The organism is Streptomyces sp. NBC_00322 (genome assembly GCF_036147535.1).
Classification (GTDB): domain Bacteria; phylum Actinomycetota; class Actinomycetes; order Streptomycetales; family Streptomycetaceae; genus Streptomyces.
The window spans coordinates 822,795-848,737 of sequence record NZ_CP108019.1 but is presented as its reverse complement, the minus strand read 5'-3'; the positions used below and the strand labels follow the sequence as shown (position 1 = coordinate 848,737).

Genomic DNA, 25,943 nt, shown 5'->3' with positions numbered 1-25,943 from the left:
ACGGCGCCCGAATTGCCGCGGGCGCCTTCGTAGAATGCCCGGCACGCCACCGGAATGCTGTCCGGTGGCGTGCCTCTGTACCGAATCTCGAGCGGGCGTGGATCAGGAGTCGAGTTCGGTCAGGATTCCGTCCCACAGCGCCACTCGGGCCTTCAGTGCCGCCACGACGGTGTCGGCGCACTCGTCCCACTTGGCCTGGTCGTCGCCGCACAGGTCGGCCACCATCGCCATGGCCATCGGGGTGTGCTGCTCGCCGTCCACCTCGATGTGGCGCGCGAGGTACTCACGGAACGTGGCCAGCCTGCCGCCCTGGTCGTCGATCTTGATGACCTGGTCGAACATCTCGGGGATGAGGTCCTCGCGGCCGAACGCGAACGCCGCCGCCTGGCAGTGCAGTGCCGCGTTCTCGATGAAGTCCCAGGTGCTGGCGACGAAGGTGGCGGCCGCCGACGGCACGGGAGCGTTCACCAGCGCCTCGCGCACGCCTTCGCCGCGCCGGATCCGGTCGAGGAAGTCATGGATCGGCTTCACATCGGCCCCGGCCTCCTCCATGCCGTTGACGTAGAGCTCGAAGTGGCTGATGAACCCGTCGCCGAGCTCGTCGCTCTCCTCGACCAGAACGATGTCGTTGATCAGGCGCCGGCTCTCCGACGAGCCCTGCGGCACCCACGGCACCTGGACGCAGGTCAGGTTCCGCTGAAGGTTCTTCAGCAGGGACATGAAGTCCCAGACCGCGAATACGTGGGTCTCGTTGAAGGTGTTGACGTCCTGGAGCGTCTTCAGTCGGGTGTAAATCGGGTGCTTGATGACGTCCAGGCGCGCGTCGTCAATCACCTTACGCAGCTTGGCGATCTCCGGATTCTCTTTGCCCCAGTCGTAACGTGACACTGAAAGCCTCCTCCGTTTAAGGAATGTTTCTCCTTCAGCGGAGACTATGGATGCCCTTCACTGATTGCCGCAACAGTAAAGAGACTTGGTGTTCAACTGCTCTGTTTCCGCGGTTGAACAGTCCGGGCCGTGAGCCTTTTTGCCGACTCCAGCCGGCCGCGAGGGTCACTCGTGGAGCCATGGAGAAGATTCGGCCACGATCGAAGCAACTGGTTCCAGAAGGGTGAATTCACGTGAGTGAGAACGCTTCGCCGGCTGCACGGCCCGGGCGTGACGAGCGGATTTCCGCCCGTTCCCGCGGCGAATCATGGAAGAAAGCACCACGCCGTATCGAGACGTCGGAATGCATCACGTGCGACACCTGCCTGCGCAGCTGCCCGTCCGAGTTCGGCGCCATATTCGACCGTGGTCTCGACGTCGTCATCATTCCCGAACTGTGCTCGGGCTGCCCGGTGTGCGTCATGGAATGCCCCGTCGACTGCATCTACGTCGACGAGGACTGGACCCCCACCGACGACGACATGTGGAACCACATCGAGCTGACCGCCGGCGGTGCGGCATGACCGCCCCCGCCGAGCACAGCGCCGCATCGGCGGGCGGCGGCGCGTCCCGTCGGGCGCTGCTTGCCAAGAAGCGCCAGAGCCGCAGGCCCAGCCGTCTCGGCGTGCCCGCGGGAGCCACCCCCAAGCCGGACCGCGTGTCCGAGGAGGACGCGGGTTTTGCCGGACTGCTCAAGCGCGCCTGGCAGCAGGCGGTCCAGGCCCCGGATCTGCGCACCGCAGTGGACACGCTCCTGACCCTCGGCGGCCATGTCCCCGCCGACATCCAGCTGCGCGCGCTGCGCACTGCGGACGAGGCGGCGCTCAAGGTGCTGTGCGGCCTGACCTGGCGCCCCGGCGAGCAGAACAACGGCCCCGCCGCGGGCACCGGTGAGCAGCCGGCGTTCCTCGGCGAGCTCGGGCTGACCACCAGCGGCCGGATCGTGGTCCGCGTCCCCTCCCAGGGCCCGCTGGCCGGCAGGGAGCAACTGGTCGGAGGCAGCCTGCGCGTGCCGTGGTCGGGCCAGGACCTGCTGGACTACCGCAGCGAGCTGGAGCGTGCGACGGCCCGGCTCGCCGGGGCGGCGGCGGACTGCCGCGCCTGGCTTTCCTCGGCCGGCCCGGCGGGCCGGAGCGAGCTTCTGGGGCAGCTCAAGGAAGCCGCCCTGCGCACCGCCCCGTTCGTCCTCTACCAGGAGGACAAGCAGTACACGAACTTCCGCGACCGCAACACGGTGACGGGCAAGACACTGTGGCCCGGGCATCCGGACTGCTCACTGAGCAGTCTTCAGGGCCTGCCGCTCCAGCTGTGGTCGGACAACGACGCGGTGATGGTCGTCTGCCTCACCCTGCTCGTGCGCTCGGCGGGTTTCGGGCGTATCGAGGAGGCCAACGGGACACAGCTGAGCCTCGATCACATCGCTCTGCTGCTGGAGCGGACACGGCGCAACTACAACAGCGCCTTGGACGGGCACGCGCTTCCTCCCGCGGCCTCGGCCCGGGTCGAGGATCTCGACGCCCTCGCCGGTGCGCTGCGTGAGAGGCGTCAGCAGGTCGCCAAGAGCGTTCAGCTCTACCGGGAGATCCACGGCGCCCTGATGCACAAGATCGAGCGGGTCGCCGCGCCGTACGGCGAAGGAGCGCGGCTGCGCGAGGAAGCCCTCTGTGCCCGTCTTCGCGAGCAACTTCCGCTCAACGGCGCCACATTGGACGAACTCGGCGCGGAGGTTCATGCGTCGCCGGGCTGGCTCACGCAGCCGCATGGCAGCTTCGGCACCGGACTCGAATCCCTGGTGTACGAGGCCGTCTCCGCGTCGGCGCAGGCATTCCGGGCCGACTTCGCCATGAGCCGGGGAATACGCTCGCTGCCCCGGCTGATCCAGGCCCTGCGCGCGCAGGACTGGGCCGAGATCACCGAGTGGGGCATCACCGACTTCTTCTGCTGTGTCGTGGCGCTGCCCGAAGCCCGACGGTACTTCGCCGGCTCCACCGCCCAACTCGCCGACACGGCCTGGGCGATGTCCTCCCGTATGCAGTACAACTCCTGGCACTTCATCGCCGGGAACCTTCCCAAAGTCCCCGAAGTGACCGCCCGCGACCATTTCGTGCCGCCCACGATCCCGGACATCGCCTTCTACTCCGACCAGCACCATCACGGTCACGTAGCCAACCGGGTGCGCTTCAGTATTCGCAGCCCGCAGGCGGTCGACGTCCTGGACCGAGCCTTCAACGGATTCATGGACCTGCGGCTGCTGCGCTGCGAAGGCCCGCCGTTCGACGAGCAGGACGTACTCGCCGCCCACCGCACCTCGGCCTTCGTCGCCCGGGCGACGAGCAGCGCCGCCCGCCTGGTCGCCGAGGGCGAGGGCATCGAGGTCACCTCCTTCGACTCCGCCTGGCACTGGGCGACCATCGCGGGCACCTAGGTCGTGTCTTCAAAGTCCCGTCTGCCTGGCGGCGTCTGGCACGCACGCTCGCTGCGTTGTCGTCAGTCGCCGATGCTCCGCATGGACTCCTTCCTCCGCCTTGCGATCGCACGCACAGGCGCCGCCAGGCCCGCCCTTCGGGCGGACGACGCTACTTCGAAGAAACTCCCTAGGCCGCCGCACCATGAGGAGAGCCCGATGAGCGCACCCGGCATCAGCCGGACACGACAGATGCTCCAGCAGGGGGAGACCTCCGTCGCCGAGCATGTCCAGTCGGTCCTGAGCGACATCCGCGACAGGGACGGCGACGTGGGAGCCTTCATCGCGGTGGCGGGAGACGAAGCTCTCATGGCTGCGGAACAGGCCGATGCGCGCATCCGTGAACTCGGCCCGGCCGCCTGGCAGGAGACGCCTCTGCTGGGGGTCACCGTCTCGGTCAAGGACCTCATCCAGACCGAGGGCCTGCCCACCACCCGAGGATCCCTGCTGGACAATCCGCGTCCGGACATCGATGCGCCGGCCGTGGCCCGGCTGCGGGCCGCGGGCGCCATCGTGGTGGGAAAGACGACCACGTCGGAGTACGGCTGGAGCGCGAGCACCGTGTGCCGGGTCGCTCCTGCCACCCGCAACCCCTGGAACCTCGCGCGCACGGCGGGAGGATCCAGCGGAGGCGCCGCGGCCGCGCTCGCGGCAGGGCTGTGCTCGGCGTCGCTGGGCACCGACGGAGCGGGCTCGATCCGGATTCCAGCCGCGTTCTGCGGGGTTGTGGGATACAAGCCTTCGTTCGGCCGCGTCCCCTATGTTCCCTCCGGCGCCGAGCGGCTCGCCCATCTGGGGCCAATCGCGAAGAACGTGCCGGACGTCATGGAGCTCGCGGCGGTGCTCGCGGGTCCGGACCGCAGCGACCCGGACTCGGGTCTCGGTTCGCTGGACGCGCCCCGGGAGGCGAGGAGCATGAGGGTTGGCTGGATCGAGTACGCGGGAACCTCGGAAGAGGTCCGCAGGGTCAGCGAGCGGGCGTGGAGCGTCCTCGCCGAACAGGGCCACCGGCTGGAGCGGGTCGAAGTGCGCTGCCGCGACATCTACCCGGCCCTCGTCGACATCGTCGCCGCGACGGAGGCCGCCACCACCGCACCCGGGGACGAGGAGTGGATCGACTTCGGCCGCCTCGCGGTCGTACGGCACGGACGCACCGTCAGCGGCGCGACGGTGATGCGGGCCGAGGAGGTGCGGCACTCGCTGCGCACCACCCTGCGTTCGGTGATGGACCGCTTCGACCTGCTGGCGATGGCCACCGTCCCCGTCGAGCCGTTCGACGCCGAGGCGATCGGCCCCACCTGGGCCGCCGATCCCGGCGATCTGCTCTGGCTGGCCTGGGCGCCCGCCTCCTACCCGTTCAACATGACCGGCCAGCCCGCCCTGTCGATGCCGGCCGGGCTCACCCGGTCCGGACTGCCCGTGGGACTCCAACTGGTCGGGCCCGTGGGGGCGGACGACCTGGTCCTGTCCACCGCCCTACGTATCGAGGCGGAGCTCGGGGCACTCGCCCCGGCGCCGGTCCGCGTCACCGAGAGGATGCTGTAGCCGATGTACTCCCGCTCGTTCTCCCCCCTGTACGCGGAAGGCAGCGTGGGGCGCCCCTCGTTCGCCGCCGAACTCGGCCTGTGGAACGACCAGCAGACGCAGGCGGCCGAGCAGATCGAAGCGGGCCTCGACGAGGTCGACCTCGTCCGCCTCGTCTTCTGCGACCCGCACGGGCTCGCCCGCTCCAAGACGCTCAGCGCACAGACATTCCGTACCGTGCTGCGCAACGGCATGAACTTCAGCCCGGGCCCGTTCCTCTTCGACACCGGCCACGCGGTCGCCGTCGACTTTCTGGGCGACCCCGGCATCGGCGTCGACGAGATCGCCGGCGCGGGCAACTTCATCCTCGTCCCCGACCCGTCGACGTTCCAACTGCTCCCGGGCAGCGAGCCGCGCACCGCCTGGGTCCTGGGCGACGAGTACCTCCGCGACGGCACACCGCACCCGCTCTCCGCCAGGAATGTGCTGCGCCGCGTGCTCTGCCAGTACGCGGAGCGGGAACTCACCCCGGCCCTCGGCCTGGAGGTCGAGTGGTACCTCACCCGCCGCCTTGGCGGCCCGCCGGGACACAGCGGCAACGGCTTCGGCACCCAGGGATCCGCGCCGCTCGTGGAGCCGCTGAACTCCGGCTACCAGTTCAACGGCGAGGGCATGTACGACACCGTCGCCCATGTCACCGACCCGCTCGCCCTGCACCTGGGCGCGCTCGGCCTGCCGCTGCGGTCCATGGAGCACGAATCAGGACCGGGACAGGTCGAGACGACCTTCAGCCCGATGACCGCCCTGGACACGGCCGATGCGATGGTGCTGTTCCGGACCGTCACCAAGCAGTGGACCGCGCGGCGCGGATACCACGCCTCGTTCATGTCGCTGCCCCGTATCGACAGCTTCGACCCGAGCGGCTGGCACCTCAACCAGTCCGTGCGGGACGAGCGGACGGGACGCAACCTGTTCTGCGCCGAAGGCTTCTCGGGCGGCATGTCTCCGGACGGAAAGGGCTACGCCGAAGGGCTGCTCGCCCGCGCCCGCGACTTCTGTCTGCTGTCCGTACCGACCGTCAACGGCTACCGCCGCCTGAGCGCCGACTTCTCCCTCTCTCCCACCCGGATCGGCTGGAGCCTGGAAGACCGCAGCGCCATGCTGCGGGTGGTGGGAACCGGCGCCTCCGCCCACATCGAGAACCGGGTCGGCGAGCCGTGCGCGAACCCGTATCTCACCATCGCCGCACAGCTGTTCGCGGGCCTGACCGGAATCACCGGCGCGCCCGAGCCGGACCGCCCCGCAGCACCCGGCACCCAGGACACGGACCCGCACCGGACCGTGCCCCAGTCCCTGCGCGAGGCCCTGGACGCCTTCCGCGGCGGCCGGGCGGCGGAGCTGCTCGGTACGCCGCTCGCACAGTGCCTGGTCAAGCTGAAGGAGAGCGAGGTCTCCCGGTTCGAGGCCTGGTGCGAGCAGGAGCGGCCCGCCGACGGCGAGGTCACCGAATGGGAGCAGCGCGAGTACTTCGAGACGTACTGACCGTCGCGCGAGCTCCGGCAGAAACCGCTTGAGCGTTGCCAGTCCACCACGACCCCAGGGGATGCAGGCCGTCATGATTCCTCGCTACACACTGCCCGAGATGGCGGACCTCTTCTCGGACCAGTCCCGCTACGAGACATGGGTCCGGGTGGAGATCCTCGCCTCCGAGGCACAGGTGCACCTCGGGCGGGTGCCGGACGAAGCGGTCCAGGACATGCGCCGGGCACGCGTGCCGCTCGCGGCACGGGTGGCCGAGATCGAGAAGGAGCGGGACCACGAGGTCCTCTCCTTCCTCGCAGCCTACTGCGAGGACATGCCGGACGAGTCCGCGCGCTGGGTCCACCTCGGGATGACGAGCTACGATCTGGTGGACACCTCCCTCGGCCACACCCTGGCCCGCGCGACCGATCTGCTGACCGGCGCCGGACAGCGGCTGCGTAAGATCCTGGTGGACAGGGCGCTCGAACACTGGAACACGGTGATCGTCGGCCGTACCCACGGGGTACACGCGGAGCCCACCACGTTCGGGCACAAACTCGCCGGCTTCGCGTTCGCCGTCGACCGCTCGCTCACCCGGCTGGCGGCCGCCCGGGAGGCCGTTGCCGTGGGCACCGTCTCCGGCTCGGTGGGCACCTACGCGCTGATCGATCCGTTCGTCGAACGCCACGTCTGCCAGGAACTCGGCCTGGGCATCGAGCCGGCCCCCAGCCAGGTCGTCTCCCGCGACCGCCACGCCCAACTCGTACAGGCGGTCGCGACACTGGGCGCCTGCGTCGAGCAGATCGCCCTGGAACTACGGCTGTTGCAGCGCACCGAAGTACGTGAGGTGGAGGAACGGCGCACCGCCGCCTACCAGGGCTCCAGCGCCATGCCCCACAAACGCAACCCGACCACCAGCGAGCGCCTGTGCGGACTGGCACGGCTGCTGCGCGGATACGCGACGACGGCACTGGAGAACGTGGCGCTGTGGCACGAGCGGGATCTGGCCCACCAGTCGGTCGAGCGGGTGATCCTGCCCGACAGCCTGTCCGTCGGACACTTCCAGGCCACGGCGGCGGCCGACCTGGTCCAGTCACTCACGGTCTTCGAGGACCGCATGCGGGCGCACGTCGAGCAGACGGACGGTCTCGTGTACAGCTCGGCGGTCCTCGCCGACCTGCTCCAGGACGGTGTGGAGCGGGAGAAGGCCTACCGGGCGGTGCAGGCCGCCGCGAACCGCACCGCAGTCTGTGGCGAACACCTCGGTGACACCCTCGCGAAGGAGGGCATCGCCGCGGGGATCGGGCTCGGGCCGCAGCGCTTCCTTGTCAACCACGATGTGATCCGCACCCGTCTGGAGGCCCTTTCATGACTGTCACGAGCTGGAAGACCGAACGCGTCGACGGCGCCGACCTGGACATCGACGAGGTCCTGGAGGTGTACCGGGCCTCGGGACTGGGCGAGCGCCGCCCCATCGAGGACCGGGAGCGCTTCACGGCGATGGTGCGCCGCGCCAACCTCGTGCTGGTCGCGCGCGTGGACGGCGAGCTCATCGGCATCGCCCGCGCCGTCTCCGACTTCAGCTATGTCACCTACCTCTCGGACATCGCGGTCGCCCGCGCGCACCAGCGCTCCGGGATCGGCCGCGCACTGATCGAGGCGCTGCGCCAGGAGGCGCCGGACGCGAAGATCGTGCTCCTCTCGGCACCGGCCGCGGCCGAGTACTACCCGCACATCGGCTTCGTCCCGCACCACTCCGCCTGGGTCCTCAACCCGTAGGGAGGCGTGGGGGGATGTCGTCGAAAGCGCTGCTGGAGTCTCATACACCTGATCAGCAGGATCAGCTGCCCGACCGCGGCGGGCGGCGGATCCTGGTCGTCGACAACGACGCCGACACCGCGGAGCTGCTGGTGAACCGGCTGCGACGGCACGGCCACCAGCCCGTCAGCGTGAAGCGCGGCGGCGCTGCCCTCAAGGCGTACGAGGACGCCGATCTGGTCCTGCTCGACCTCGAACTGCCGGATCTGGACGGCCTGGAGGTCTGCCGGGCGATCCGTTCGATGAGTCATGTCCCGGTCATCATCGTCACCGCCCGCGAGTCCGAACTCGACTGTGTGCTCAGCCTTCAGGCGGGCGCCGACGACTATGTGGTCAAGCCCTACGGATTCCGGGAACTCATGGCCCGTATCGAGGCCGTCGTACGCCGCGCCCAGTGGCAGCCGGCGGCCGCGGGAGAGATCCGGCACGGCCGGCTGTGCATCGACGCCGCCGCTCGCGAGGTAAGCGTGGACGGCCATGTCGTCGCCCTGACCCGCAAGGAGTTCGACCTGCTGTGCCTGCTCGCCGCCCATCCCGACACCGTCATCCCGCGCAGGCTGCTCCTGCAGCAGGTGTGGGGGGATTCGTGGTCCCGGCGCACCCTGGACACGCATGTCAGCAGCCTGCGCGGCAAGCTCGGTGACAGCGGCTGGATCACCACTGTGCGGGGAGTGGGGTTCAAGATCGGGAGCGGGTGACGCCGAGCGTGTGCACGGCAACGTACAGCCCGCCGCCGGGAGTTCTGCTTCCGGCGGCGGGCTTGTCCGTGCGGTCGGTTCGCCGGCGAGCGGTGGGAGGTCACCAGGTGCGGCCCTTGAGCTCCTCGCATCCCTGAAGTTCGTCCGCGAACAGCCGCCAGAGTTCGGCGTACCCGTTCATCAGCTCCGACATCTGCCCTTTGCAGTGCGGCGGCAGGTTCGCGATGATCGTCTGCCGGTCCTTGGCGACCAGCGAGCAGGCGTCCAGCATGCGCAGTACGTTGCGTCCCACCTCGTTGAGGCGCAGGGACGGATCCCGCCGGAGCGAGTCGAAGATCATGAACAGCTCGCCGGGCGACTTGGCCTCCGGCTCCCGGGGCTGCGCCGGTCGCGGAGCCTGCCGCTGCGGCCTGCGCTCCACCGCCGCGATGCCCCGCTGCCTCGGCGGAACGGGGTCCTCACCCCGCAGCAGCCGGTCCCGTACATCCGCCACCGTGGCGGGGGAGATCCCGGCCTTCTTGGCGATGGTCCGCAGCGAGGCCGCGGGGTCGTCCTTGATCAGCCGGCCGGCGAGCTCACGCCCGTGCGCGGAGTTGAGCGGCCGGGCCCGGCCGTCCAGGCCGACCCTGCGCTCGCAGTGAAGCGTGCCCGCGGCCGTCAGGCGAATCTCCGACACCTTCTTCGCGGACAGACCGGCCACGGCCGCGACGGCCCGGTCCGACCAGTGCGGGCGCGAGGCGAAGATGAGCCCGGCGGCTGCCGTCCGGTCGGCCATGGACAGCGGACGCCCCTGGGCCACGTTCATGGCCACCGAGAGAAGGGCCGCGTCGTCCTCGGCTCCGTCGAAGAAACGGACCCGTATGTGCTCACGCCCCTTCAGTGCGGCGGCGCGCAGACGGTGCAGCCCGTCGATGACCGTCATCGTCGAGCGGTGCACGAGGATCGGCGGCAGCTCCGCCTCCAACTCGGCCAGCGCCAGGACGTATTCGCCGTCGACTCCCGCCACCCGGGGGGTGTAGGAGACCAGCAGATCGCCGAGCGACACCAGCTCCACCGGAGCGTCGTGCAAGGCCTTGTCCCGCAGGGCGAGCAAGGAGTCCGAACTGCTGCCTTCGTGCGCTCGGACAAGCTGATGGGCAATCACCGCGACTCCTCAATGGCGCGATCGGGCTGCGTCGCTGCCTCTTCGGGCGGTCCTTTTCTGACACTTTCTGACAGAGTCGATCCTTCCGGCAGGGGCTGACGCCGCACTGACGGACGACTGATGCGTCCCTAGGATGGGGGCTGACCTGCACATACATCAGGAGATGGAACCCGTGGCGGACGAGAAGGAACTGGCCGAGGCCCAGCGCGCGCACTGGCAGGACACCTACGCCGCCCACCCCGGGATGTACGGAGAGCAGCCATCCGATCCCGCGGTCCACGCCGCCCAGGTGTTCCGGGCGGCCGGGGCGCACCATGTGCTGGAGCTGGGTGCCGGGCACGGCCGCGACGCCCTGTACTTCGCCCGCGAGGGCTTCACCGTTCAGGCCGGCGACTTCAGCGCCGTCGGCCTCGACCAGCTGCGCGCCGCCGCCCGGGCCCAGGATGTCGCCGAACGGGTGACCACCGTGGAACACGACGTCCGGGACCCGTTCCCCCTGCCGGACGCCTCCGTGGACGCGGTCTTCGCGCACATGCTGCTGTGCATGGCCCTGTCCACGGAGGAGATCCGTGCCCTGGTCGGTGAGGTCCGCCGGGTGCTGAGACCGGGAGGGGTCTTCGTCTACACCGTGAGACATACCGGTGACGCCCACTACGGCGAGGGCACCTCCCACGGCGACGACATCTACGAGCACGGCGGCTTCGCCGTGCACTTCTTCCCCCGCGACCTGGTCGACTCTCTCGCCGCCGACTGGACTCTCGACGAGGTCCACGCCTTCGAGGAAGGGGATCTGCCCCGTCGTCTCTGGCGCATCACGCAGACCGCGTCCCGGTGACGGCCCGGGGGCGAACGAGACGAGGGCCTGTCGTTTGGATCTTGCCGGGTTCGCGTGCCCTGGCACGCACGCTCGCTGCGTTGCGTCGGTCGCCGACGCTCCGCGTCGGCTCTCCCCCTGCCTTCGGCGGGGGGACCCCCATCCTCCGGCCTGCGATCGCACGCACCAGACCCCGCTCACTGATCCGGCCTGATCCAAACGACAGGCCCTAGGTCCCGGGAGGACGAACCGCACCAGCGGCACACGAGTGGTTCCTGCTGCACTTCGGCCGGCGCGCCCATTGACAAGCCTCCTGGAGGAACCATGGTCACCCGACGCAATGTGCTCGGCGCCGGCCTCGCCGCCATCGGCGCGGGGCTCACCGGTGCCGCATTCACCCCGATGATCACCGCGCACAGCGCCAGGGCGGGCACCACCGTCCCGCAGGCACAGGCCGGTGCGGCGGGCATGGCGGTGGAGCCCTTCCGCATCGCCCTGCCCGTCCCGCCGGTGCTCGCGCCCGTCTCGACGGCGGGCGGCGTCGACGTGTATGCCGTCACCATGCGGCGGGCCGTCAAGGAGATCGTCCCCGGACAGCCGGCCGAGGTGCTGACCTACAACGGCAGTTTTCCCGGCCCCACCATCAAGGCGCGCTCCGGCCGCCCCGTCGTCGTACGCCAGCGCAACCAGCTGGACATGCCCACCTCGGTCCATCTGCACGGCGCCTCGGTACCGCACCGCAGCGACGGCGCCCCGATGGACACCATCGCCCCAGGTGCCGGACGCACCTATGTCTATCCCAACCATCAGCCACACGCCTCGCTCTGGTACCACGACCACGCACACCACATGGAGTCCGAACACGTCTACCGCGGCCTGTCCGGCTCCTACCTGCTCACCGACCACACCGAGAGGCGGCTGCCGCTGCCCTCGGGGGCGTACGACATACCGATAGCGATACGCGACGCGCACCTCGACGAGTCCGGTCAGCTCGTGTACGTCATGGGCGACAGGAACCGCACCACGCTCCTCGCCAACGGCGTGCCCTACCCGTATGCCGCCGTCGCCGCCCGCAAGTACCGCTTCCGGCTGCTGAACTCGGCCAATACGCGCTCCTTCCGGCTGCGCCTCGCCGACGGCGGCCCGATCGTCCAGATCGGCTCGGACGGCGGCCTGCTGCCCGGCCCGCACACCACCGACTCCGTCTATCTCTCGGCCGGTGAACGCGCCGATGTGGTCATCGACTTCTCGCGCTACCCGGTCGGTACGCAGCTGGTGCTGCAGAACACCACCGGCTCGGGACCGGCGGACCAGATCGGCCAGGTGCTGAGGTTCGATGTCACCCGCACCGCCCACGACCCCAGCGTCGTCCCGCCGGTGCTGCGCACCCTGCGCCCCCTTCCCGAAGCCACGGCGGAGCGCAGCATCGAGCTGCGCATGGACGAGGGCGGCACCACGCCGCCCAAGGCGTACATCGACGGCAAGACCTACGACCCCGACCGCGTCGACTCCCTGGTGCGCCACGGCGCCAGCGAGATCTGGACCGTCACCAATCCCAACAAGATCGTGCCCCACAACTTCCATATGCACCTGGTGCAGTTCCGGGTGCTGGAGCGGAACGGGAAGGAGCCGGATCCCGGCGAGGTGGGCCTGAAGGACACAGTGATGCTGATGCCCGGCGAAACCGTCAAGCTCCAGGCGACGTTCGACACCTACCGGGGCGCCTACGTCTATCACTGCCACATGCTGGACCACTCGGCGATGGGCATGATGGCGACCATGAAGATCGCTTAGGGGAGTGGCCAGGATGGAGGCAACAGCCGGAAAACCGGCCGCCGTTGACGAGGCGGCGCGCCCCCGCAGTGTCCGCGTCGTGCTGCTCCCGCTCATGATCGCGATGCTGCTGTCGATGCTGGACACCATGATCGTGGGCACCGCGATGCCGACGATCGTCGGTGAACTCGGCGGGCTGGAGCATCTGTCGTGGGTGGTGACCGCCTATACGCTCGCCACCGCCGCCTCGACCCCGGTCTGGGGGAAGCTCGGCGACATGTACGGCCGCAAGGGCACCTTCCTCGTCGCGATCGTCATCTTCCTGATCGGGTCGGCGCTCAGCGGAATGGCCCAGGACATGGGCCAGTTGATCGGCTTCCGCGCCGTCCAGGGCCTGGGGGCGGGCGGTCTGATGGTCGGCGTCATGGCGATCATGGGCGAACTGATTCCGCCGCGGGAACGCGGCAAGTACCAGGGCATGATCACCAGCGTGATGGCGCTCGCCATGATCGGCGGACCGCTCGTCGGCGGCACCATCACCGACCACCTCGGCTGGCGCTGGTCCTTCTACATCAACCTGCCGCTCGGCGCGATCGCCCTCGCCATGATCAGTGCGGTCCTGCATCTGCCCGTAAAGCGCTCCCGCTCCAGCGTCGACTACTCCGGCGCCGGGCTGCTGACCGTGGGCATCACCTCGATCGTGCTGGTGACCACCTGGGGCGGTACGGAGTACGCCTGGGGCTCGGCCACCATCACCGGGCTCATCGCCCTCGGCGCCGCCGCGCTCGCCGCGTTCCTGTTCGTGGAGACGAAGGCCGCCGATCCGGTCGTGCCGCTGCACATCTTCCGCACCCGCAACTTCGCTCTGATGTCGGTGACCGGTTTCCTGACCGGGTTCGTGATGTTCGGCGCGGTGCTGTTCCTGCCGCTGTTCCAGCAGTCGGTGCAGGGCGCGTCCGCAACCAACTCCGGTCTGCTGCTGTTGCCGATGCTCGTGTCGATGATGCTCGTCTCGCTGTTCGCGGGCCGGGCGACCAGCAGCAGCGGAAAGTACAAGATCTTCCCCATCGCGGGCAGCGCACTGATGGTCGCCGGGCTCTATCTGCTGGCCCAGATGGACACCGGGACCTCGCGCCTGACCTCCGGCCTCTCCATGGCGGTGCTCGGCGCGGGCATGGGTTTTCTGATGCAGATCGTCATGCTGATCGCGCAGAACAGTGTCGGAAACGCGGACATGGGCGTCGCGTCCTCCTCGATCACGCTGTTCCGTACGCTCGGCAGCTCCTTCGGTGTCGCGATCATGGGGGCGATCTTCAACCACCGGGTCCAGGACGTGATGGCCGAGCGGGTCGGCGACGGAGCCGCACTGCACGGGGCCCAGCTGGACGCGGCGAGCCTGGCGAAGCTGGACGCCTCCACCCGCGCGGCGTACCAGTACGCGGTCTCCGCCGGGACCCACTCCGCCTTCCTGCTCGGCTCCGCGGTCGCGGTCATCGCGTTCCTCGCGGCGCTCTGCGTCAAGGAGGTCCCGCTCAAAGGTGGTGCGGGCGGAGGTGCCGCGCCTGGGCGCACACGTACGACCGCGTCGGCTGTCTGAGGCGGGCCGGGTGGCGCGGGCTCGACGGCGGCACCCGGCCCGGCCGCGGTCAGCGTTTGAGGGTGCCCGGCCGGCGCAGACACAGCGCGGCCAGCAGCGCGACCGCGGCAAAGGCGGAACCGGTCAGGAAGGCCGCGGACATCCCCTCGCTGTGCGTCGACACCGTGACCAGCATCGCCAGGCCCAGTGAACCGCCCACGCTCTGCAGGGAGTTGAGAACACCGGCGGCGGCGCCCACCTCGCCGGGGCGCAGCCCCGAGGTGGCCAGCACCGTGGGCGGCAGAACACAGAGGGCCATCCCGGCGCCGAGCATCACCAGCGCGGGCAGCGCGGCATCCCAGTAGCCGCTCGTGGCGGACAGCTGGGTCAGCCACAGGTTCCCGCTGAGCAGCAGCGCGGCTCCGATCGCCATCACCTGCTTCGCGCCGATGCGCTCGGTCAGCCGCGCCGCGAACACGGCCGTCACCGCCATCGTGACCGGCAGGGTGACCAGCGCGGCGGCCGCGGTGAGCGGGCCCCAGCCGCTCTCCTTCTGGAAGAACTGGTTCAAGAAGAAGTACGTACCGATCAGCGCGCCCGGAATGGCGAGCGTGCCCAGATAGGCACAGACACGGTCGCGGTCCGCGAACAGCCGCAGCACGACGATGGGTTGCTCGGCATGCCGTTCGATGCCGACGAAGACGACGAGCAGCGCCACACCGGCCAGGACGCAGCCCACGACCACCGGATCGCTCCACGAGCGCTCGGCGGCCTGGGCGAGCCCGTAGACGAGCGAGGCGGCTCCGAGGGCCGACACCAGTGCGCCCGCGAGGTCGAAGCGGCCCAGGCTGCGTGCGGTCTCCTCGATGACGAACGGCGCCAGTACCAAAATCACCAGTCCCAGCGGCACATTGAGGAACAACACCCACCGCCAGGAACTCAGCGAGGTCAGCGCCCCCGCGAGGAGCAGGCCCCCGGCCGTGCTGACTGCCCCCACCGCCGTGCACACGGCGATCGCGCGCCGCCGCGGCGCCCCTTCGGCGAACATACTCAGCACCAGGGCCAGTCCACTGGGCGCGGCCAGCGCGGCACCGACTCCCTGGACGGCGCGTACGCCCACAAGGAACTCTCCGGACGGAGCCACCCCACGCAGCATCGCGGCCGCGGTGAACAGCCCGACCCCGGCCAGGAACACCTTGCGCCGCCCGAGGATGTCACCGGCCCGGCCGCCGAGCAGCAGCAGTCCGCCGAAGGCCAGCAGATAGACGTTGATGACCCAGGCAGCGCCGACGGCGGACAGGCCCAGCCCCTCGCGCAGGCCGGGCAGCGCGATGTTCACGATCGGGTCGTCGAGCTGGATCATCGCGTTGCAGCAGGCGATGACCGCCAGCGCGACACCGGGACGCGCCCTGCGCGCCGGGCGCACGGCGGCCGCCTGCGGCACTGGTTGAACCGACACTTGCGCTGACATGCGCAGCCTCCAGACGGGGAGCGGGGCGGTGGACGATGCCTCGACACCATGACCGGACGCGCTCGAGAGCCCGTCGAACCCCGATCGGCCGCGCGGAGAATCAAGCGGATCCCGAGTGAAGCTCACCCGCCGCGTCAGAGCCTGCTGGTGCGCGATCAGCGCGGCCGTGGCGCCGTACACGCTGAGTCCCGGCCGGACGGCCGATTCGCCCCCCGGCCGGACGGGACCTAGGTTCTGTCTCTTTGGTCAGCGCCGCGTCCGGATGAGGATGGCGGCGAGGTGGGGTGTGCGCTATCGCTGGTTTGGTCACATCGACGGCGCACATGAGAAGTGGTTCCAGCGCGTGGCTGTGCCTGCTCGGTGCGGGGTCTGACTTTGCCGATGGGGCCCGCTCCCAGTGGTGCGTCTTCGGCGCGGGCGAGCAGTCAGGAAAGATTGATCTCGATGGACTGGCGTTCGACGTCGGTGAAGTCGGCAGTCCGGCCAGGGCCGGGGTCTGCGGCGTAGGCGTCCAGCAGAGGCTGGGACGGCTGGTGGCAGGGCCAGGCGGCGGCGATCGTGAGCGTGGGCCCCAGGCCCGACGACCAGGGCAAGACCGTCTGGGCCGACCTGTCCCTCCCACCCGACGCGAGCCGGTGACAGGGCGTGGCACCCGCACCGACAACGGCAGTCGCACCGGCCTGGTGTTGTAGGCCAGCACCGCCGGGGCCCGCATCCACCACCATGGTGGATGCGGGCCCCGGCGGTTCCGCCACCGTGGGCGGCGGTCGCCCACGCAAGCGCCTTACGGTGCGATCTCGAACTGCGGCGGCTGGAGTCCCGCGAGGCAGCTGGTGTCCGGCGCGGTCGGACGGGCGAAGAACGACGCGGTGATCGTCTGCGCGCACCGCGAGTCGGCGAACACCACGTGGGCGACGTAGGGGACCGTGACGGCGGTGGAGCGACTCAGCGTACGGGCGACGTACGCCCCGTTGCTCGGCGCCGTCTGGGCGTCGAACCCGCCGGACAGGGCGAGGGTCGGGATGTCGCTGCGGGTCACGTCACGGACCGACGGGGGTGCCGGGGGGACGTCCCAGGCACGGCAGTCGTCGTGGAGCCAGGCGAGTTGCGGGGCGTTGGCCAGCATCGATCGGGGGAACGACGGGAACGCGCGGAGTCCGCCCCGGATGATGTCGGCCCGGCTCTCGTACGGGGTCCACTGGCTGCAGAAGACGCCGTAGACAAGCCCGTGGGCGACCCTTCCGATGGCCTGCGGGCTGTACTTGCCGCCCGCGAGCTGCTCGGCGATCCGCTGCGGGTTGCCGTGGGCCAGTTCGTCGATGGAACGCGGCACCCCGGCCGCCACGTGGGTGGCCGAGGTCAGCCAGGTGACCAGGTTGCCCCCGTCCAGCACGACCTTCACCGGCTCCGGGTGGACCGGGACCGTGACGGTGGTGGTGATCGGGTCGGCCTCCAGCTCGCTGACGAGGCGGAGGAAGGTGGCCTTCAGGTTCGGGTAGCGGGTGTTGCAGGCGGGCTGCTCCTCGCACGCCTTGAACAGGCCGTCGAAACCCTCTCGTGCGGCCTTCCAGGTCACGGCCCCGCCGGCGATGGACGGCGGCAGGATGCCGTCGATGCCGACCGAGCGGATGCCCTTCGGGTGCAGGCGCATGTAGTTGAGCGCCAGATGGGTGCCGTAGGAGATCCCGAAGACGTTCCACTTCTTGACACTCAGCGTCTTGCGCAGGGCGTCGTAGTCGGCCGAGCTCTCGATGTCGTTGTAGGTGCTGCGGTCGGCGCCCTGGGCGTCCACACGGTCGCGGCAGGCCCGGGTCGCCTCGACGTGCAGGCGCCCGGTGGACGGCGCGTTGGAGACCAGGCCGAGGGCGCGGGCGTTGAACTGGTCGATGTTGGGGCAGGTGAGCTCCGGGTCGGCCGAGTAGGTGCCGCGTTGGGACATGAAGATCACGTCGCGGTCGCGGTTCAGGTTGCCGGCGAGCGCCATCGGGATCTCGGAGACCGCGTCGTCGCCGGGGCCGCCGGCGAGCCACGCGATCGGGTCGGGCGCGGGACGGCTGCTCTCCGCGGGCATGATCGCGACAGCGAGGGTGATCCTGCGCCCGTCGTGGCTCCTGGGCCCCTGGGCCCTGGAACGCTTCTCGGGCACGGTGAGGGTGCCGCAGTGGGCGCGCGCGAGATCGGGGATCGGGTCCGCCGTCCTGGGGCAGGGGCCCGGTTCGAAGTGGGCGTCGCCCACCGTACGGGCGACCGTGCCGATCGGGCCGTCGGTGCCGGAACGGGCGTGTGCGGGCATCGCGGCGAGGCCGACGACGAGAGCGCCGGCCGCGGCTCCGGCCAGCGTTGCCGGGAGCCGTCGCGCGGGGCGCCGACTGGGGGTCGTACCAGGGGACATCGCGCGTACTCCAGTCAGGGGATGATGGTGAACGGCTTGGGTTCGACTTCCGGCACGCAGCCGGTGTCGGGCGCGGTCGGCCGCGCCAGGAAGGAGCGCAGGACCGACGCGGCGCAGGGCTCCTGGGGCACCACCCAGTGGGTGATCCCGGGAATCACCACGGCGGTCGAGCGGGGCAGCGTGCGGCCGGTGAACGGCCCCCAGCTCGCCCCGGTCTTCGCGTCGAAGGTTCCGGTGATGACGAGTGCGGGCACCTTGCTGTGGGTGGCCACCCTCTGGACCGCGGTGCGGTCCGGGACGTTCCAGACGCGGCACAGGTCGTGCTCGAAGGGCAGCTGCGGTGCGTGGGCCAGCACTGAGTCCGGCCATCCGGGGAAGGCCCGGCGACCCGCCTTCAGCACGTCGCGCTTCGAGAAGCCCGGGGCCCACTCGGCGCAGGCCACCGAGTGCGTCAGCCCGTGGGCGAACTCGCCGATGGCGGGCGTCGCCCCGGCGGCCTGGGCCCGCGCGAGGCGCTCCGGATTGCCGTCGGCGAGTTCGTAGAGTGCCGCGGGGACGTCGACGGCCGGTACCAGTCGGCCGTTGGCGACCAGCAGGTTCACCAGCGTGCCCCCGTCGAGGACGGCCTTCACCGGGGTTCCGCCACCGGGCGGCGGTACGGCCAGCGTCAGGGGGTTCGCCTCCAGCCGCCGGACCTGCTCCGTGAGGGTGCGGGAGAGCTCCGGGTAGCGGGACTTGCAGGCGGGCTGGGCCTTACACGCCGCGAAGATCGCGTTGATCCCTTCCTGGGCGCTGTCCCAGGCCCACGGCAGGCTCACGATCTGTGGCGGCACGACCGAGTCGATCGCCAGCGAGCGGATGCCCTGGGGGTGTCGGCGCAGGTAGGTGAGGCCCAGGTCGGTGCCGTAGGAGTAGCCGTAGACGTTCCACTTCTTGATGCCCAGTGCCTTGCGGAGGGCGGCGAAGTCCGCGGCGTTCTCGGTGGTGTTGTAGGCCGTGAGGTCGTTTCCCTCGGCCGTCAGGCGGTCCCGGCACTCCTTCGCCGCGCGTACCAGCCCTTGTCCGGTGGACGGCGCGTCGTAGCGCAGGCCCACGGCGGTCGCGTTGAACCGGTCCATCTCCGGGCAGGCGAGGTTCGGCTGTGAGTGGAGGGCGCCGCGCTGGGCCACGACGATCAGATCGCGGTCGCGGTTCACGTCGGAGTCGATCAGGAAGGGGATGGCTCCGAACGCGTCTCCGCCGGGACCCCCTTCCATGAACACCACGGGGTCCGCGGCCGGCGTCTTCGACGCTGCCGGGATGATGGCGACGGCCAGCCGGATGGTCCGTCCCGTGGGGCGCTCGCGGTTCTCGGGGACCTCCAGGAAGCCGCACCGCCCGGGAACCGGCGCGGGCGTCTGTGGGCAGGGGCCCGGCACGAACCGTGCCAGATGCCCCGACGGTGGCCCGCCGACAGGCGGCGACTGGGCGCTGCTCGGCGCGGTCCCGATCGCACCGAGGGCACCCAGACATGCGGCGAGGACCGCCGCCTTCGTACGCGCCCTCCGGCTGCGTCGTGGATGGGTGTGTCGATCCCGACTCTGTACGGGCGTCCCGGTCCCGGAGAAGGAGGGCAGGGGTCCGGGGCCGATGTCGTGTTCCGCCATGTGATCTCGTCTCTCTGACGTCCCTGGCCACTCCGGTCGGGGGACGGTTGGCATGGCTGCGCCCCGCCGCATGGCCGGGCAGGGCGCGTACGCCAGCCTGCGTTCGGGCAAGGGCTTCCACCACTCGTCGCCTCCACTTGGAGCAGCCCCACCTCGGACCGGGGGCTGTCCCTGGTACCCAGTCGGCCGGGGGCGGAGCCACCCCCGCTCCGGCGGTGGTCACTCAGCCGTATGCCCGAGCAGGCGGCGCGCGCTTCGTTGCCGCCGCGTCGTCCGCATGTACGTCCTCGGACCACCCCGTAGCGTGGACTAGGTTCTGTCTTTTTTGGTCAGCGTCGAGTCCAGATGAGGATGCTGGCCAGGTGGAGTGCGGCTTGGTAGGCGATGGCGAGTTTGTCGGTTCGTGCAGCCAGGCCTCGCCACTGTTTGAGGCGGTCGATGCAGCGTTCGACGGTGTTTCGTTGCTTGTAGGTCTCGGTGTCGAAGGCGGGCGGCCGGCCGCCTCGACGGCCTCGCCGCAGGCGGTGGCCCACCTGGTCGGATGGTTGAGGGATGACCGCTCGGATTCCGCGACGCCGCAGATGCGCCCGGATGGCGGCCATCACCGTCTCGAAGGCCGGTGCGTCCCCGGCCTGGCCTGCGGTGACGGTGAATGCCAGTGGCCGGGCCAGACCGTCCCGCGGCCAGGTGGACTTTGGTGCTCAGCCCGCCGCGTGAGCGTCCGACTGCATGGTCGGCGGGCTCGGCGCGATCGACGGCCCCCTTTTCCGTGCGCCGGCGGCGTGCTGGTGGGCCCGAACGACGGTGGAGTCCACAGATACGGTCCAGTCGATGTCGTCGTCGGAGTCCGCTGCGGCCAGAACGGCGGTGAGGATCCGCTCCCAGGTACCGTCAACGGCCCACCTGATCAGGTGTTTGTGAGCGGTCTGGAATGAACCGAGCTCGTCGGGAAGGTCCCGCCAGGGCGAACTGGTTCGGTACTTCCACGCGATGGCTTCAAGGGTGCGGCGGTGGTCGGCCCATCGCCGCCCACGAACCGGATCGGCCGGCATCAGCGGCTCGATCCGGTTCCACATCGCATCAGTGATCACTAATCGGACGGACACATCCGATCAACTGACCAACCCATCAAAGAGACACGCGCTAGGAGCCCTCACGGATGGCCGTCATGGCCTTCTCGATACGCCGCTGCCGCGTCTCAGGTGTCTTCGCGCCCTCGATCGCGAGCACATGGCGGCGCCGGTGGGTGTACGCGAGACGGTCGTACGCCGCGCGGAGCTGCGGATCGGCATCCAGCGCCTCGGCGAAGTCCGGCGGCTCGACCACGACGCGCGGCTCGGTGTCCAGCTGGAGGTCAACCTCCACCTCGTCACCCTCGGCGATCTTGCTCGCGGCCCGGTTCGCCGCGCTGATCCCGACGATGAACCGCCCGCCCATGGCCGCGACGCGGCTGCGCCACGTGTGCCCATTGATCGTGATGACGACCGCCGGACGCTTCCCCGCGCCCAGCGCGTCGACGACGTCCGCCGGGACCTCGATTCCGGTGGCGTTTCCGGCCGGTTCGACCGTGGCTCTGAACACCATGTCCGCACTCCCCTCAGGCAGTGCGGATGCTGTCATGCCCGGGGGAGCGTCTCAACCAGCTGCCGGTTGTGTCGCGTCGGCTGCCCCCTGCGGACGACTTGCCCGATGCATTCCTTGCATATTCGGGACGCAAGACACTTGATTTCGATAGTATTCGCGTATGCCGATGTCGTTGAGGGAGACGCTGCAGTTGACCGTCGCGGCGCTGATGCACGCCACGGGCGACTCGCAGAGCGAGCTTGCCGGTGCCCTCGGCCTCACGCAGACACAGGTGTCGCGCCGTCAGGCGGGCCGCACCGCCTGGACGCTGGACGACTGGCAGGAAGTGCCGCTGCCGCCCGCCGAGGAGCGGCGCACTCTGCGGTAGGGGCTGAGCCTGTCCCGTACGCAGGTCGCCGGTGCTCCGGGTGTGAGCCCGTCGACAGTCAGATCGACGCCGCCTACCGCACGGTGCGGCGCCACAACGTTGCCCGCTATCTGCTCGGCAGGCTCAACGCCCGCGGTCGCGGCACCCGAGTCGGGATCCGCCCGCTCAACCAGTCCCAGGTGAGCCGCCCCCACCAGCGCGTGGTGGAGTGCCGCACGCTCAACGTCCGCCGCTGGGACAGCATCATCGCGGCCTGGGCCGTCGGCGACGAGCAGGGGCTCGACGACGCCTGGATCGACCAGATCGAAGACCTCGGCTCGCAGTGGGGCCAGTACGAGTACGTCACCAACATCGGCTTCGCCGCGTAGCGGAGGCAACAGGCCCACTCAGGGGGTCTGTGGCGCGCTCTCCGCCCGCTCGAAGGTGAGGATGGCGACGCCGTCGCCGACCACCTTGGAATCCGCCAGGCGCAGATGCTTCTTGTCGCTCGTGGCCCCGAAGAGGCGCTTCCCGGTCCCGAGGACCACCGGGAAGACCATCAGATGCAGCTCGTCGACCAGATCGTGTTCGAGGAGGGTCTGCACCAGCTGCGCGCTGCCGTGGACCACGATGTTCCCGTCGAGCGTCCGCCTGAGGTTCGCAGCCTCTTCGGCCACATCGCCGCTGAGAACAGTCGAGTTGTTCCACTCGGCCTTGTCGAGGGTCTTGGAGATCACGTACTTGGGCATGTTGTTGAACTTGTCCGCGAAGTCGCCCTCCCGGGAGGGCCAGGCGCCGGCGAACCCTTCGTAGGTCCTCCGCCCCAGCAGCAGCGCGTCGGAGTCCCGAGTCTCGTCGAGCTTGAACTGGTTGCCGTCCTCTCCGCGGTCGATCTCGAAGCTCCAGCCGTCGTACCTGAAGCCCTCGCCGCCGCCGGGCGCCTCCATGACACCGTCGAGCGAGACGAATTCAGTGACGATGATCCTTCCCATGCTGTTCCTCCCTTTTCGCGTCGCATGAGTCATGACGCACTGATTGTGGCGCGCATGGGGCGACGGGCAAGAAACGCCGTCCCGTGTTGCGCGGTGGTTGCGGTCCCACCCGGCTCTGTCACGTTTACGCGTGCAAGCGAGCATTAAGCTGAACCGGGCGAGCGACGCCGACGCCTCATCGGGGCGCCGACATCGTCAAAGCGTGTTGATGAGTCCGCCGTCGATCGTGAAGTCGGCGCCGGTGATGTTGGACGCCCGGTCGCCGGCCAGCCAGACGACCAGGTCCGCGACCTCGTCGGGCCGGGTGAACCGGCCGGTCACCGATTCGCTCGCGGCCCGGTCGGCAACCGCTGGCGGTTTCATCCCGTGGGCTTCGGCAACGGTGGCTGCGACGCCGTCGTCACCGAGCCACAGGGCGGTGCTCACCGGCCCCGGGCTGACCGTGTTGACCCGGATTCCTTGCGGGCCGACCTCTTTCGACAGCGCCTTCGAGAAGTTCGCCAGCGCCGCTTTGGCCGCGCTGTAGTCGATGACCAGGGGATCGGGAAGCCTGGCGTTGACCGAGTTGACGGTGACGACAGCGCCCGAGCCACGCTCGATGAGGTGGGGCAGGGCGGCGCGGGTGGTGCGGACCGCGGCGAGGAAGTTGATCGTCAGGGTGGAGATCCACTCGTCGTCGGTCACCGACAGGAAGCCGCCGGTGCGGGGACGGACCGCGCCGACATTGTTGACCAGGATGTCCAGTCCGCCGGCTCCGACGGCGTCGACCAGCATCGCGGGGCCGTCCGGCGTGGCCAGATCCACCTGCATCGGCCGTACCCGGCCGCCGTCGGCGAGCTGTGACAGCTCGTCAGTGAGGCTGCGCGCCCCGGCGATGACCGCGGCGCCCTCGTCAGCCAACGCGCGCGTGATGGCCAGTCCGATTCCCTTGCTCGCGCCGGTGACAATCGCGACCTTGTCGGCCAGGTGCAGGTCCATAAGGACATCGTGGCATCGACGGCTCCTCACCAGTGGCTGCGACCGCTGGCGCGCCGAGCAAGTTCTGCGGAGGCGGTCACCGTGATGCTGCGTTACGGGCTTGTGGCGTACGGTGCCCGGCATGGCCCGGCTGGCTGTGAACCGGCAGCAACCAGCCGCTTACTGTCGGGAAATCGCGCGGGCCATGTCAGTTCGTATCGTCGTCGGACATGATGCACAACCTACGGCGGCTTCTGCCGCCGCTTCCCGTCCTTCCCGGCTGGGGCTCGATTCGCGGTCGTGTGGCCATCGTGCTCGCAGTCCCCACCTGCCTGCTGTTGGTCGTGACCGGCCTCGGCGTGGCCGACCGGGCATCCGACTGGTCCGCGGCGCGCGAGACCGCGGGCCGGGTCGAACTCGTCCTCAAGGCACAGGGCCTGGTGCGCGAGCTGCAGCGTGAGCGTGGCCTGACCAATGGGCTGCTCGGTGGCGCTGCGGAGTACCGCGACGACGTCGACGCCCAGCGCGCACGCACCGACACCGCCCGTACCGGATTCGACGTCCTCCTCAGGGAGGGCGGCCCTGGCGTGGACGCGCGGGGCGACGGCTTACGGGACGCGCTCTCCCCGGTCTCGGCTCTGGTCGCCGTGCGCCGTCAGGTCGACGGCGGCACTGCCCAGCGCCCCTCGACCCTTGCCGCGTACACGGAAGCGATCGATGGACTGATCGGTGCCTCGGCGGCGGACCCGGCTCGTGGCGACCGCACTCTCGTCGACGGGATGGACGCACTGCAGGCCCTCACCCGGGCCACCGAAGCGATCGCCCTTGAGCGCGGCTTCCTCAACGGAGTTTTCGCGGCCGGGCGTTTCAAGGGGGCCGAGTTCCTTCAATTCACCGAAGTGCGGGCAGACCGGCTGGCCTTCCTGCGCCAGTACGCCGAACTGGCCGCCCCTGCCCAGCAGTCCGCGCTCGACGCGGCCTTCGCCTCCAGCAACGCCCGGCGCGCCATGGGCTACGAGAAGCAGGCAGAGGGCGGAGCCGATGGCAGCCGACTCGCCGTGGATCCCGGCCGCTGGTGGTCCTCGATGACTGCGCTCGTCGACCAACTCCACGGCGTTCAGAGGCAGATCGGCGCTCAGGTACGCACTCGCGCGGTCCGGATGGGGGACGGCGCCACCGGTCAGCTGGGCGGCTTCATCGGTCTCGGTGTGCTGATCCTGGCGGTCGCCACCGCACTCGCCGTGCTCTCCGCCCGTTCGATCACCCGGCCGCTCGTCGCACTCGCTGATGAGGCCGACATGGTCGCCAGTGCCGGGCTGCCTGCCGCCGTTACCCGGATCCAGCAGGCCGAAGCGGGCGCCGAACTCGCCCCCCTACCCTCCCGCCGAGTGCCCGACAGCGCCCGCGAGTTCACCCGGCTCGCCGACGCCCTGCACAATGTCGAGCACACCGCGATCGGTCTTGCGACCGAGCAGGCTGTGCTGCGGCGCAACAGCTCCGAGTCGCTCGCCGGCCTCGGCCGCCGCAACCAGGCGCTGATCTCCCGCCAGCTCGGCCTGATCACCGCCCTGGAAAGGCAGGAAATCGATCCGGACGCACTCGGGGAGCTGTTCGAACTCGACCACCTGGCCACCCGTATGCGCCGCAATGCCGAGTCGCTGCTCGTGCTCACGGGGGAGGAGCTGCCGCCGCGCACCTGGTCGGGTCTTGTGACAGCAGCCGAGGTGGTGCAGTCGGCGATCGCCGAGGTCGAGCAGTACCGGCGCGTGGCCGTGGTCGACGTACAGCAGGCACGGATCCGCGGCCGGGCAGTCGCCGAGCTCTCCCATCTGCTGGCCGAACTCATCGAGAATGCCCTGCTCTTCTCACCTCCCTCGCGCCCGGTCGAGATCTACGGCTGGCGCGACGGCGGCGAGTACTGCCTGGCCGTCGTCGATCGCGGTTCCGGCATGACGGCCGAGGAGCTGGCCCGCTCCAACGCCCGGCTCGCGGGCCGCGAGTCATTCCTGGTCGCCCCTACCCGCTATCTCGGGCACTACGTCGTCGGGACCCTCGCGGCCCGGCTCGGCGCCCAGGTCGAACTGCGCCCCACCCAGGGCCAGGGCAGTGCCTGCGGTGTCACGGCGTACGTCGCCCTGCCGTCCGCGCTTGTCGAGGTGCCGCAGACACAGCCGGCGACGGCGGGCTGAACCGTACCTGCTGTTCGCCGGCCGGCCGGCGGTGGCCCTGGCCTATCCACCTGCTCCCCGATCGCTCGCCACACCAGTGCCTGCCAGGACTCGGAGCGTGGGTCACT

At 69.9% G+C, this 25,943-nt stretch carries 21 protein-coding genes and 2 pseudogenes; 13 read left to right on the top strand and 10 right to left on the bottom strand.

Annotation, left to right across the window (positions count from 1 at the left end; all coding sequences use genetic code 11):
- Positions 1-102: 102 nt before the first annotated feature.
- Entirely contained in the window at positions 103-888 is a 786-nt protein-coding gene (locus tag OG905_RS03845; RefSeq protein ID WP_328666177.1) for a DUF3050 domain-containing protein, read from the bottom strand.
- A gap of 233 nt (positions 889-1,121) precedes the next feature.
- On the opposite strand from OG905_RS03845, the gene OG905_RS03840 reads away from it, so the two are divergent.
- The 7 genes from OG905_RS03840 (at position 1,122) to OG905_RS03810 (ending at position 8,952) form a co-directional block, all read left to right on the top strand.
- Positions 1,122-1,451 (top strand): 4Fe-4S dicluster-binding protein, encoded by a 330-nt coding sequence (locus tag OG905_RS03840; protein WP_328666176.1) that lies wholly within the window; start codon positions 1,122-1,124, stop codon positions 1,449-1,451.
- Entirely contained in the window at positions 1,448-3,352 is a 1,905-nt protein-coding gene (locus OG905_RS03835) for a hypothetical protein (RefSeq protein ID WP_328666175.1), read from the top strand. The genes OG905_RS03840 and OG905_RS03835 overlap by 4 nt, the downstream gene beginning before the upstream one ends.
- Before the next feature lie 198 nt (positions 3,353-3,550).
- On the top strand, positions 3,551-4,936 hold the full coding sequence (locus OG905_RS03830) for an amidase (protein WP_328666174.1): 1,386 nt from the start codon (positions 3,551-3,553) through the stop codon (positions 4,934-4,936).
- Between the two features lie 3 nt (positions 4,937-4,939).
- Complete coding sequence (locus tag OG905_RS03825; protein WP_328666173.1) at positions 4,940-6,457, top strand: glutamine synthetase family protein; 1,518 nt, start codon at positions 4,940-4,942, stop codon at positions 6,455-6,457.
- 73 nt (positions 6,458-6,530) lie between these two features.
- Positions 6,531-7,808, top strand: coding sequence for an adenylosuccinate lyase (gene purB / locus OG905_RS03820; protein WP_328666172.1), 1,278 nt, complete (start codon positions 6,531-6,533; stop codon positions 7,806-7,808).
- The gene (locus OG905_RS03815) at positions 7,805-8,215 is read left to right on the top strand and encodes a GNAT family N-acetyltransferase (RefSeq protein WP_328666171.1); all 411 of its coding nucleotides are present in this window, start codon (positions 7,805-7,807) and stop codon (positions 8,213-8,215) included. Before purB ends, OG905_RS03815 begins: the two co-directional genes overlap by 4 nt.
- A gap of 14 nt (positions 8,216-8,229) precedes the next feature.
- Positions 8,230-8,952: a response regulator transcription factor gene (locus OG905_RS03810; RefSeq protein WP_328666170.1), complete on the top strand. Its 723-nt coding sequence runs from the start codon at positions 8,230-8,232 to the stop codon at positions 8,950-8,952.
- Positions 8,953-9,052: 100 nt separating this feature from the next.
- Here OG905_RS03810 and OG905_RS03805 read toward each other — a convergent pair whose 3' ends face one another.
- Positions 9,053-10,096, bottom strand: coding sequence for a ParB N-terminal domain-containing protein (locus OG905_RS03805; RefSeq protein ID WP_328666169.1), 1,044 nt, complete (start codon positions 10,094-10,096; stop codon positions 9,053-9,055).
- A gap of 172 nt (positions 10,097-10,268) precedes the next feature.
- Between OG905_RS03805 and OG905_RS03800 the strand changes: the two genes are divergently transcribed.
- The 3 genes from OG905_RS03800 (at position 10,269) to OG905_RS03790 (ending at position 14,280) form a co-directional block, all read left to right on the top strand.
- Positions 10,269-10,931, top strand: a complete 663-nt coding sequence (locus tag OG905_RS03800; RefSeq protein ID WP_328666168.1) for a class I SAM-dependent methyltransferase — start codon at positions 10,269-10,271, stop codon at positions 10,929-10,931.
- Between the two features lie 303 nt (positions 10,932-11,234).
- The gene (locus OG905_RS03795; RefSeq protein WP_328666167.1) at positions 11,235-12,704 is read left to right on the top strand and encodes a multicopper oxidase family protein; all 1,470 of its coding nucleotides are present in this window, start codon (positions 11,235-11,237) and stop codon (positions 12,702-12,704) included.
- Positions 12,705-12,717: 13 nt separating this feature from the next.
- Positions 12,718-14,280 carry an MDR family MFS transporter gene (locus OG905_RS03790; RefSeq protein WP_328666166.1) on the top strand — a complete coding sequence of 521 codons (1,563 nt, stop codon included), beginning with the start codon at positions 12,718-12,720 and terminating at the stop codon, positions 14,278-14,280.
- 49 nt (positions 14,281-14,329) lie between these two features.
- Here the strand turns inward: OG905_RS03790 and OG905_RS03785 are convergent, their stop codons facing one another.
- From OG905_RS03785 to OG905_RS03760, 6 genes and pseudogenes are all read right to left on the bottom strand, one after another.
- The gene (locus OG905_RS03785) at positions 14,330-15,730 is read right to left on the bottom strand and encodes an MFS transporter (RefSeq protein ID WP_328666165.1); all 1,401 of its coding nucleotides are present in this window, start codon (positions 15,728-15,730) and stop codon (positions 14,330-14,332) included.
- A gap of 425 nt (positions 15,731-16,155) precedes the next feature.
- The gene (locus tag OG905_RS03780) at positions 16,156-16,323 is read right to left on the bottom strand and encodes a hypothetical protein (RefSeq protein WP_328666164.1); all 168 of its coding nucleotides are present in this window, start codon (positions 16,321-16,323) and stop codon (positions 16,156-16,158) included.
- Between the two features lie 191 nt (positions 16,324-16,514).
- A complete protein-coding gene (locus tag OG905_RS03775; protein WP_328666163.1) occupies positions 16,515-18,122 on the bottom strand; it encodes an alpha/beta fold hydrolase in 1,608 nt (535 codons plus the stop codon).
- Between the two features lie 14 nt (positions 18,123-18,136).
- Positions 18,137-19,768, bottom strand: a complete 1,632-nt coding sequence (locus tag OG905_RS03770) for an alpha/beta hydrolase (protein ID WP_328666162.1) — start codon at positions 19,766-19,768, stop codon at positions 18,137-18,139.
- A 329-nt stretch (positions 19,769-20,097) separates the two neighbouring features.
- A pseudogene (locus OG905_RS03765) lies at positions 20,098-20,874 on the bottom strand (IS5 family transposase).
- Positions 20,875-20,911: 37 nt separating this feature from the next.
- The gene (locus OG905_RS03760) at positions 20,912-21,352 is read right to left on the bottom strand and encodes a YdeI/OmpD-associated family protein (RefSeq protein ID WP_328666161.1); all 441 of its coding nucleotides are present in this window, start codon (positions 21,350-21,352) and stop codon (positions 20,912-20,914) included.
- Between the two features lie 160 nt (positions 21,353-21,512).
- Here OG905_RS03760 and OG905_RS03755 point away from each other — a divergent pair, with 160 nt between their 5' ends.
- Both OG905_RS03755 and OG905_RS03750 read left to right on the top strand, forming a co-directional pair.
- Complete coding sequence (locus OG905_RS03755) at positions 21,513-21,719, top strand: hypothetical protein (RefSeq protein ID WP_328666160.1); 207 nt, start codon at positions 21,513-21,515, stop codon at positions 21,717-21,719.
- Between the two features lie 59 nt (positions 21,720-21,778).
- Positions 21,779-22,087, top strand: a pseudogene (locus OG905_RS03750) (transcriptional regulator); the annotation flags it as partial.
- Positions 22,088-22,105: 18 nt separating this feature from the next.
- On the opposite strand, the gene OG905_RS03745 reads toward OG905_RS03750, so the two are convergent.
- On the bottom strand, positions 22,106-22,690 hold the full coding sequence (locus tag OG905_RS03745; RefSeq protein WP_328666159.1) for a dihydrofolate reductase family protein: 585 nt from the start codon (positions 22,688-22,690) through the stop codon (positions 22,106-22,108).
- Positions 22,691-22,885: 195 nt separating this feature from the next.
- Positions 22,886-23,668 (bottom strand): oxidoreductase, encoded by a 783-nt coding sequence (locus OG905_RS03740; protein ID WP_328666158.1) that lies wholly within the window; start codon positions 23,666-23,668, stop codon positions 22,886-22,888.
- A 209-nt stretch (positions 23,669-23,877) separates the two neighbouring features.
- Between OG905_RS03740 and OG905_RS03735 the strand changes: the two genes are divergently transcribed.
- Positions 23,878-25,836: a sensor histidine kinase gene (locus OG905_RS03735; RefSeq protein ID WP_328666157.1), complete on the top strand. Its 1,959-nt coding sequence runs from the start codon at positions 23,878-23,880 to the stop codon at positions 25,834-25,836.
- The last annotated feature ends 107 nt before the right edge of the window (positions 25,837-25,943 follow it).

Bases quoted from the DNA above. Each gene is read 5' to 3' on its own strand.
- OG905_RS03835 (WP_328666175.1), top strand. From the start codon at position 1,448: ATGACCGCCCCCGCCGAGCACAGCGCCGCATCGGCGGGCGGCGGCGCG.
- OG905_RS03830 (WP_328666174.1), top strand. From the start codon at position 3,551: ATGAGCGCACCCGGCATCAGCCGGACACGACAGATGCTCCAGCAGGGG.
- OG905_RS03825 (WP_328666173.1), top strand. From the start codon at position 4,940: ATGTACTCCCGCTCGTTCTCCCCCCTGTACGCGGAAGGCAGCGTGGGG.
- purB (WP_328666172.1), top strand. From the start codon at position 6,531: ATGATTCCTCGCTACACACTGCCCGAGATGGCGGACCTCTTCTCGGAC.
- OG905_RS03815 (WP_328666171.1), top strand. From the start codon at position 7,805: ATGACTGTCACGAGCTGGAAGACCGAACGCGTCGACGGCGCCGACCTG.
- OG905_RS03810 (WP_328666170.1), top strand. From the start codon at position 8,230: ATGTCGTCGAAAGCGCTGCTGGAGTCTCATACACCTGATCAGCAGGAT.
- OG905_RS03795 (WP_328666167.1), top strand. From the start codon at position 11,235: ATGGTCACCCGACGCAATGTGCTCGGCGCCGGCCTCGCCGCCATCGGC.
- OG905_RS03790 (WP_328666166.1), top strand. From the start codon at position 12,718: ATGGAGGCAACAGCCGGAAAACCGGCCGCCGTTGACGAGGCGGCGCGC.
- OG905_RS03785 (WP_328666165.1), bottom strand. From the start codon at position 15,730: ATGTCAGCGCAAGTGTCGGTTCAACCAGTGCCGCAGGCGGCCGCCGTG.
- OG905_RS03775 (WP_328666163.1), bottom strand. From the start codon at position 18,122: ATGTCCCCTGGTACGACCCCCAGTCGGCGCCCCGCGCGACGGCTCCCG.
- OG905_RS03770 (WP_328666162.1), bottom strand. From the start codon at position 19,768: ATGGCGGAACACGACATCGGCCCCGGACCCCTGCCCTCCTTCTCCGGG.
- OG905_RS03760 (WP_328666161.1), bottom strand. From the start codon at position 21,352: ATGGTGTTCAGAGCCACGGTCGAACCGGCCGGAAACGCCACCGGAATC.
- OG905_RS03755 (WP_328666160.1), top strand. From the start codon at position 21,513: ATGCCGATGTCGTTGAGGGAGACGCTGCAGTTGACCGTCGCGGCGCTG.
- OG905_RS03745 (WP_328666159.1), bottom strand. From the start codon at position 22,690: ATGGGAAGGATCATCGTCACTGAATTCGTCTCGCTCGACGGTGTCATG.
- OG905_RS03740 (WP_328666158.1), bottom strand. From the start codon at position 23,668: ATGGACCTGCACCTGGCCGACAAGGTCGCGATTGTCACCGGCGCGAGC.
- OG905_RS03735 (WP_328666157.1), top strand. From the start codon at position 23,878: ATGATGCACAACCTACGGCGGCTTCTGCCGCCGCTTCCCGTCCTTCCC.